General features: G+C 70.7%; 1 pseudogene. It reads left to right on the top strand.

The features are described 5' to 3' along the window. Window positions 1-18: 18 nt before the first annotated feature. Window positions 19-656: pseudogene (locus ACXJKJ_RS30820) on the top strand (hypothetical protein); the annotation flags it as partial.

The raw sequence follows: 656 nt of genomic DNA, 5'->3' as shown, positions 1-656 counted from the left end.
CCGCCTGGGAGGGCTGCCATGCTGCGCTGGACCACTGCACTTTCAATTGCACTTGCCACCAGCGCCGCTGCGCTGCCCGCCCATGCCCAGGTCTGGGTGCCGGCATGGACCGCCTCGCCGGCACCGGACCGCCTGGACGGCACGCCGGAGGCCCCGGTGCAGTTTGCCCGGCAGACCGTGCGCCAGGACATGCGCCTGGCCAGCTCGGCCACCGCGCTGCGCTTCCGCATCAGCAATGAACTGGGCGATGCGCCGCTGACCATTGGCGGCGCCTCGGCCCAACGCACCGGCACGGCCACCCCGGCCAAGCTGGTCACTTTCAATGGTCGCAGCGAAGTGGTGGTGCCCGTGGGCGCCGCCCTGCTCAGCGACCCGGTGGCGATGACGGTGCCGGCCTTGGCCGATGTATCGCTCACCGTGTATTTCCCCGAACCGACCAAGCCGGCCGTGCGGCGTACCGCACTTCGCATCGTCGACGGCCGCCAGGCCGAGGTGGGCGACAAGGTCAAACTCGCCTACCGGCAGAACGTGGTGTCGGCGGTGCTTGCCGAACGCGCCAGCAAGCCGGTGGTGGTGGTCGCCCTGGGCGATTCGATCACCGAAGGCGCCACGGCCACGCGCGGCAGCAATGGCGATTGGCCGGCGCTGCTGTCCGC

The organism is Roseateles sp. P5_E1 (genome assembly GCF_054049335.1).
This window is presented reverse-complemented; position numbering and strand designations above follow the sequence as displayed.